The 6,600-nt window shown below is 43.7% G+C and carries 4 protein-coding genes and 2 pseudogenes; 3 read left to right on the forward strand and 3 right to left on the reverse strand.

Annotated features, from left to right (window positions below):
- Both AC5JM2_RS04985 and AC5JM2_RS04990 read left to right on the forward strand, forming a co-directional pair.
- Nucleotides 1-617: pentapeptide repeat-containing protein (locus AC5JM2_RS04985; RefSeq protein WP_495833810.1), on the forward strand; the 617-nt coding region annotated here is incomplete at its 5' end.
- Between the two features lie 245 nt (nucleotides 618-862).
- Complete coding sequence (locus AC5JM2_RS04990; RefSeq protein ID WP_495833811.1) at nucleotides 863-1,045, forward strand: hypothetical protein; 183 nt, start codon at nucleotides 863-865, stop codon at nucleotides 1,043-1,045.
- A 254-nt stretch (nucleotides 1,046-1,299) separates the two neighbouring features.
- Here the strand turns inward: AC5JM2_RS04990 and AC5JM2_RS04995 are convergent, their stop codons facing one another.
- The 3 genes and pseudogenes from AC5JM2_RS04995 to AC5JM2_RS05005 form a co-directional block, all read right to left on the reverse strand.
- Entirely contained in the window at nucleotides 1,300-3,942 is a 2,643-nt protein-coding gene (locus AC5JM2_RS04995) for a polynucleotide kinase-phosphatase (RefSeq protein WP_495833812.1), read from the reverse strand.
- Nucleotides 3,943-3,974: 32 nt separating this feature from the next.
- Complete coding sequence (locus AC5JM2_RS05000) at nucleotides 3,975-5,363, reverse strand: 3' terminal RNA ribose 2'-O-methyltransferase Hen1 (protein ID WP_495833813.1); 1,389 nt, start codon at nucleotides 5,361-5,363, stop codon at nucleotides 3,975-3,977.
- A gap of 581 nt (nucleotides 5,364-5,944) precedes the next feature.
- Nucleotides 5,945-6,133 (reverse strand): annotated as a pseudogene (locus AC5JM2_RS05005) (IS701 family transposase); the annotation flags it as partial.
- A gap of 261 nt (nucleotides 6,134-6,394) precedes the next feature.
- On the opposite strand from AC5JM2_RS05005, the pseudogene AC5JM2_RS05010 reads away from it, so the two are divergent.
- A pseudogene (locus AC5JM2_RS05010) lies at nucleotides 6,395-6,562 on the forward strand (transposase domain-containing protein); the annotation flags it as partial.
- Nucleotides 6,563-6,600 lie beyond the last annotated feature (38 nt).

Below are 6,600 nucleotides of genomic sequence, written 5' to 3' on the forward strand. Positions count from 1 at the left end.
CACTCGCCGCCGCAAGGGAAATTCAGGATGAGTCATATCGCGCCCTTGCCCTGAGAGCTTTAGCACAGAAACTGCCTCCTGAGTTATTAGCCGAAGCACTCGCCGCCGCAAGGGAAATTCAGGATGAGTCATATCGCGCCCTTGCCCTGAGAGCCTTAGCACAGAAACTGCCATCACACAATGTCAGCTTGAGCAATGCAAGTGTCAGTTGTGCTAACTTCAACTATGCAACCTTGATTAATGCCAATCTAAGTCAAGCCGACTTGAGGTATGGCAATTTGAGAGGAGCCAACCTGAACCGAGCTGACTTGAGCCGTGCCTTTCTAAACCGTACTGATTTGAGTGATGCAAAGCTGATTAACACTAACCTGAGTGGTGCAAACTTCAGAGATGCTAATCTAATTAATGCCAATCTGATTGGTAGCAACCTGAAAAATGCTAATCTAATTCGTGCCAATCTAATTGATGCTGATCTGAGTGGTGCAAATGTAGAAAAAGCCCGATTTGGATATAATCAAGGAATTTCAGAATCTATAAAACTCGACCTAATTCGACGAGGTGCAATCTTTGTTGGAGAACCTCCCACCCAGGATTCAAGAGTTTTGGTTACTAGATAGTGAGTAAAAAGCTTATAGCTTTTGTCCCAAAAACCCGGTTTATGTTACCGGGAAGACCGAAATTTCGTTGACTCAACAAGAAGAAACCGGGTTTTTTAGTCACAATAATGAATACTGAATCGGTGTTATAGTAAGTCTTTCACAATCCAAAATCTAAAATCTAAAATCCAAAATGGTATAAGGCAGGTTGCATAACTTGTCAAAAGCCACTGTATTTATATTCAGATGGTTTTTGGAGCAAGTTTATGCGAATCTACTGGAAGCCGATTATTTGTGAGGTGATATTAGAAATTCTGCTAGAACTAGCCCCAGGAAGCTTCGACATTATGGCGACTATTAGCGAGTATTTGGTGGAATCGACTTGGGAAGCTAGCAGAACTTCAATTCAACTAGTTTTGGGAATGAATTCCCAAGTAGCTTTCCACTAATCTCTCTAAAAGGAGTAAGTGCCATCTGCTCCTCAAAACACTTACTTTACAAGACTTGCAATACAGTTCGGATAAGATCCCCCCGCCTGCGGCGACCCCCTTAAAAAGGGGGTAAAAGAGGGTTAGAAGCCCCCCTTTTTAAGGGGGGTTTGGGGGGATCTCTGTTGAGAGAAACAAGCTAACCGAACCGTATTGACAAGACTTGCAGACAAATTTTGTTTTCCCCCAAAATCAGCTAGTGGCTACAAAACTTTTTACAATCTTGGATCAACAGGTTCGCTCTCCATCGCCAAAATACCAAAAACACACTCATGCACACGACGCAGTGGAACATGAGCAACAAATCGCTCCAAAGCCTCGACACCCAAAGCAAACTCCCGCATCGCCAAAGACCGCTTGACAGATAGTCCTCGTTGGCGCAAACGTTGCAAATTCTCAGGCGTTGAGTATTCCGGACCATAAATAATTCGCAGATATTCCCGTCCCCGACACTTAACCGCAGGCTGGACAATTCCGCGACTACCTCTAACAAGAAATTCCCTTGGCTTAACCACCATACCTTCACCCCCCACATTTGTGAGTTCTTCCCACCAACGAACTCCTTCTGCTTGACTGCTAGGGTCAGTCAAATCTATCATTTTATATGTCGTTGCTAGCAGTAACTCTGGATCGCACTGAGCAAATTTTGCAACCTGCTCCATGTGCCAGCGATGGTCTTTATCTGTGTGGACACTTCCCTCTGTTGCCAGAATATGGAAAGGAGCAAGTTTGAGGTCAGATATATCACTTACTGACCAACAATAGCGTCGATAAGCACTGACATACTGCTGTGCCATATCTACACGTTGCTGATATTGACTGAGTTGGGTGCTAACCTCAATACCACGCTCATATGCTTGTTGCAGCACACTCACAGCATCGCCAAGGGCAAGACGTGACGCTATCCCAACAGCTGCATATTGTTCCCGCAGTAACCCCTGTGCCTTTACTGACCAAGGCATGAGTTCGCAGTCCAGACAAACCCAGTCGGTATCAAATGTTTCCCAAAAACCACTTTGTGAAAGGGCAGCATTAACCCGCCCTAAGAATTCTACCTCTAGTTTTGAATCGTCAAAAAAGCGCCTTCCCGTGCGGGTATAGCAGATACCAATACCCTCATCTACCACACCAAACCGTTGCTTGGCAACCATTTCATCTCGGCACACAACAACCACAGCCCGTGAACCCATGTGCTTTTCTTCGCAGACAACTTCAGTGATTCCTTGGTTCTGGTAGTAGGCAAACGCTTGGGTTGGATGTTCCAGATATCCTGTTGCTTGAGATGTTTCCACCGGAGACATGGTGGGTGGTAGGTAAATCAGCCATTTAGGGTTGGCAGCAAAACGGCTCATCACCTCTAAGGCGGCGATCGCATTCTCTTCCCGTATTTTGATATTGGGCAAAAGACGGGTATTGATCATGCGCTGACCAAGTACATCTTCAATATTCAGCACATCGTCGTGTTGCTGCTGTGCAGTTTTTTCGATGCCCGATTCTTGATTTTCCACTTGCGAAATCGGTCTGACAGGTTCGCAGTAAGTGCGGGCTGCGGGAACACTTACTAATTCCTTCTCTGGATAACGCAGAGCAGTTAGTTTACCGCCAAATACACAACCTGTATCAATGTCAATTGTATTATTTAACCATTCTGCTTCTAAAACGGGTGTGTGTCCGTAAATGACCATTGCTTCACCCCGGTACTCTGCTGCCCAGTTGTAACGAACGGGTAAGCCAAACTCATCAATTTCTCCGGTGCTTTCACCATACAAAGCAAACTCCCGGACAGCAGCAGAACCGCGTCCCTGCATTTCCTGCCTCAAGCCCGCATGGGCAACAACAAGCCGCCCTGCATCAAGAACGTAGTGACTCACAAGAGAATCGAGAAACTCACACAGTTCTTTAGTGAAGGGTTTGCGGACTTCTTCTGGTAACGCCTCAATTTCTGCTAAGGTTTGCTCTAAGCCATGATTGACCTTGACATTTTTACCTCGTAATTTCCGCAAAAGTTTGTTTTCATGATTACCAGGAATGCAAATAGCTGTACCTGCTGCAACCATGTTTTGCACAAGTTTAACTGTATCTAGGATACGTGGTCCCCTGTCTACTAAATCACCAAGAAAAACAGCTTTGCGTCCTTCAGGATGGTAGTAGGTGGGGAAGGAAGGGAGGGAAGGAGAGAGGGAGGGAAGGAGGGAAGGATATTTTCCTAGACTCTCACTCTGTGTTTCTCTTACTTCACTTGTTTGGTAGCCTAACTTCTGTAATAATGCTTCGAGTTCGTCGCAACAGCCGTGAATGTCGCCAATGATGTCAAAAGGACCGTGTTCATATTTACGGTTGTTCCAAAGAGGTTGACGCTCAATTTCTACAGCTTCAATTTCTTCTACTGAATTGAGAACGTAGACGTAGCGAAAGCCCTCTCTTTCCAATCCGCGCAGGGAACGCCGCAAAAATTGAGTGTGACGACGCACGACATGAGAACCAAATTGGCGCTCTGGTCGTTGTTGGTTGCGTTGGTGACACACTTGTTCTGGTAAATTGAGGGCGATCGCCACTGAAAAACAATGATACTGCCGTGCTAATGCCACCAATGCTTTACGATCTTCTGGCTGGACGTTAGTAGCATCGATTACCGTGAGTTTACCTGCTGCCAGTCGCTTGGCGGTAATATAGTGCAGTACATCAAAAGCATCACCAGAAGCAGATTGGTTATTTTCATCATCGGATACCAATCCGCGACAAAAGTCTGAGGATAAAATTTCAAACGGTGCAAAGTGATTGTGGGCAAATGTTGATTTCCCGGAACCGGAAGCACCGATGAGGACAACTAAAGAAAGTTCAGGAAAAGTTATTTTCATTTCACTTATAAAAACTTTTGTGATTATGTTTCTTAAATTTGATAGCTAAACACCCCCATCTGCGTCGGAGAACCAACTTCTGGATCTTCCTCTCCTATTGCTTGAAATTTCACACTGTAGCCAAAGCGTTCTGCAACTTGGTTTGCCCAAGTTTGGAATTGTTGGCGCGTCCATTCAAAGCGGTGATCTCTATGTCGTAGTTTTCCAGCAGGTAAGTTCTCAAATCTGACGTTATATTCAATATTGGGTGTTGTCACAACCACAGTTTTGGGTTGGGCAAATTCAAACAACACCCGCTCAAAAGCAGCAAAGCGCGGTAAGTCGAGATGCTCAATCACCTCAATTACTGTAGCTGCATCGTAGCCTGTAAAACGTTTATCTTGGTAAGTGAGTGCGCCTTGAATCAGTTGTAGACGTTCCGATTGGGTACGAGGTAAGTGCAGGCGATCTAATCTCTCTTGTGCGACTTCCAATGAACGGTAGGAAACATCAACACCAGTCATTTGCTCAAAAAAGCTATCTTTAACCAGAGTTCGTAATAAATTCCCTTGGGCGCAACCTAAATCAATGACTCGTTTTGCGCCGCTTTCTTTTAAAGTAGTAATAACAGCATTTAACCGCTGCTGATTTAGGCTAATGGGCTTTTCTACAGCTGCTTCTTCTTCAGCATGGCTTTCTTGGGTACTGTCTGGATCGAGTTCGTCTTCCTCTGCAAGTTGTGCCAAAGCCGCGCGAGTCAAACGACCTAGTTTTTTCAGGTAACGATGAGTAATTGTTTCCCGTGCTGGATGTCCAGTTAACCAACCCTCTCCATGACGCAGGAGTTTTTCGATTTCCTCATCACCTACCCAATAGTGTTTATCGTCATCCAAGACTGGTATTAGTACGTACAGATGACTCAGCAAGTCAGCAAGGGGTAAGGTATGCTGCAATTCTACAGTGTAGTACTGGCTCTGTCCCCAATCAGGAAATGTCTCATCTAAAGGATGACTTTGAGCAGTGACAGTGTAACCTAATGGTTCAAAAAGCTGTCGTAGAAATCCTTCGCCACCTCGACAAGGTAAAACAGATAATTTCGCAACCAGAGGGACAGGAGTTTGTACTAATTCAGGTTTATCTTTACAACGCCCTGCAAGCGCAGTACTAAAGACTTGAGCGATCGCCACACTTAAAAATGAAGAAGCAACATAAGGGCGATCGTTCACGTATTGTTCTAAATTTACACTACGTCCGCGCACTAACTTCACTGGATCAATATCCAAAAGCAGTGTTGCAGTGCATCGTTGCTCATTTGCTTCTGGATAGAAGATGTGCGCTTGTCCAAAGGAAAGAGAAAAAGATTGGCAACGATCTGGGTGTTTATGCAGTAAGTACCCTAAATCTGTAGCTGGATAATATGTGGTTGTAATTGACAGCAGCATTCACAATAAACAGAGGTTCACTCTCGGTAGAATAATCATAACTACTGCTCAATAGCTTGTGATTTCGGAAAAGATTTATTTAATGCTGTCATAGCACTTCTTACTTGATATTTCTTAACAGATTCTTTTGAAAATAAGAATATTTTGTTGGGCTGAATATTTGTGGTAAGCTAGCTGATTTTCCTGTTTGTCTTTCTATAAGTTGTATATAGAATTAAACACTCTAGATCATTAGGGAGCATCTTGTGAATATCGAAACTGATCGCGGTAGCGGCAGGTTTTTCCTGGAATATTTCTGTTAAGATTGAACCTACACACCAAATTTTTTGTTAAGACTGGCAGTGAGGAGTGAAGTGTGTAGTTGTAACGGAGATTATGGTACTTTCTCTACACCCCTATGGGCGCAATCCATTGTACCTCTAACCTTACACTTTACATTCTTTGAAGACGTTAATTTTTGTTTGATTGTGTAAATCCCGTTCATCAATACCCCACCTACACAGCAACTAGGTGGGATTATTGTTTATAGCACTGTTTTTTTTATTAGGACTTATATCATGTCCTGCTAAATACTTACATGGTTGATGATTATCTAACCCTAGAATTTTTGCTATTACTGCAACGAGTTTTACGTTTTATTTCAGATATCATACCCATGTGCAGGTACTTAAAAGCTTCAAAACTTCTAACCTCCTAATTGCTTTTTGATAAATTTGACAGTACTCGTCAATAAATTTGACTGTGGGTATTGGTTGACGAGGCTCTACCATAACACAGGTACTAGTTCTAGCGTTTGTCTTTAATTATACGAAGAGCGAGAGTGACAAAAGAGGGTTAGGTATTGTTTCCAAAAATGGAAATCAAGTATGGTGCATCTAAAAGAATTCTCATTAATGTCTTCCAAGATACAAAGTACTGAGAAATTCAAAGTAATAAAGATAGCAATTCCAGCAACTTCAATCGAACAGGCGATTGCGCAGAGCGCAGACGCCCTTGGCGTATCGCTAAAACTAAAGTCGAAGAGGAACGTCATCGCTCCTTACCCTTCGGGTTCGCCAGTTCGACGGGACGGAAACCGACACCGCCGACTGGACTCACCAGCACAACTGGTAGTTTGCCTGATCATAGCAATGAGCCTGTGGTCGAGAGATTCAATGCGGGATGTATTAAAAAATCTCATTTATGGTCTTTCAAAAGCATAGGTCAAAATTGGTAAATATTGGCGTATCCCGTGTAA

Source organism: Brasilonema angustatum (assembly GCF_059505445.1).

Excerpts from the sequence above, each read along its gene's own strand:
- AC5JM2_RS04990 (WP_495833811.1), top strand. The coding sequence starts at position 863 with ATGCGAATCTACTGGAAGCCGATTATTTGTGAGGTGATATTAGAAATT.
- AC5JM2_RS04995 (WP_495833812.1), bottom strand. The coding sequence starts at position 3,942 with ATGAAAATAACTTTTCCTGAACTTTCTTTAGTTGTCCTCATCGGTGCT.
- AC5JM2_RS05000 (WP_495833813.1), bottom strand. The coding sequence starts at position 5,363 with ATGCTGCTGTCAATTACAACCACATATTATCCAGCTACAGATTTAGGG.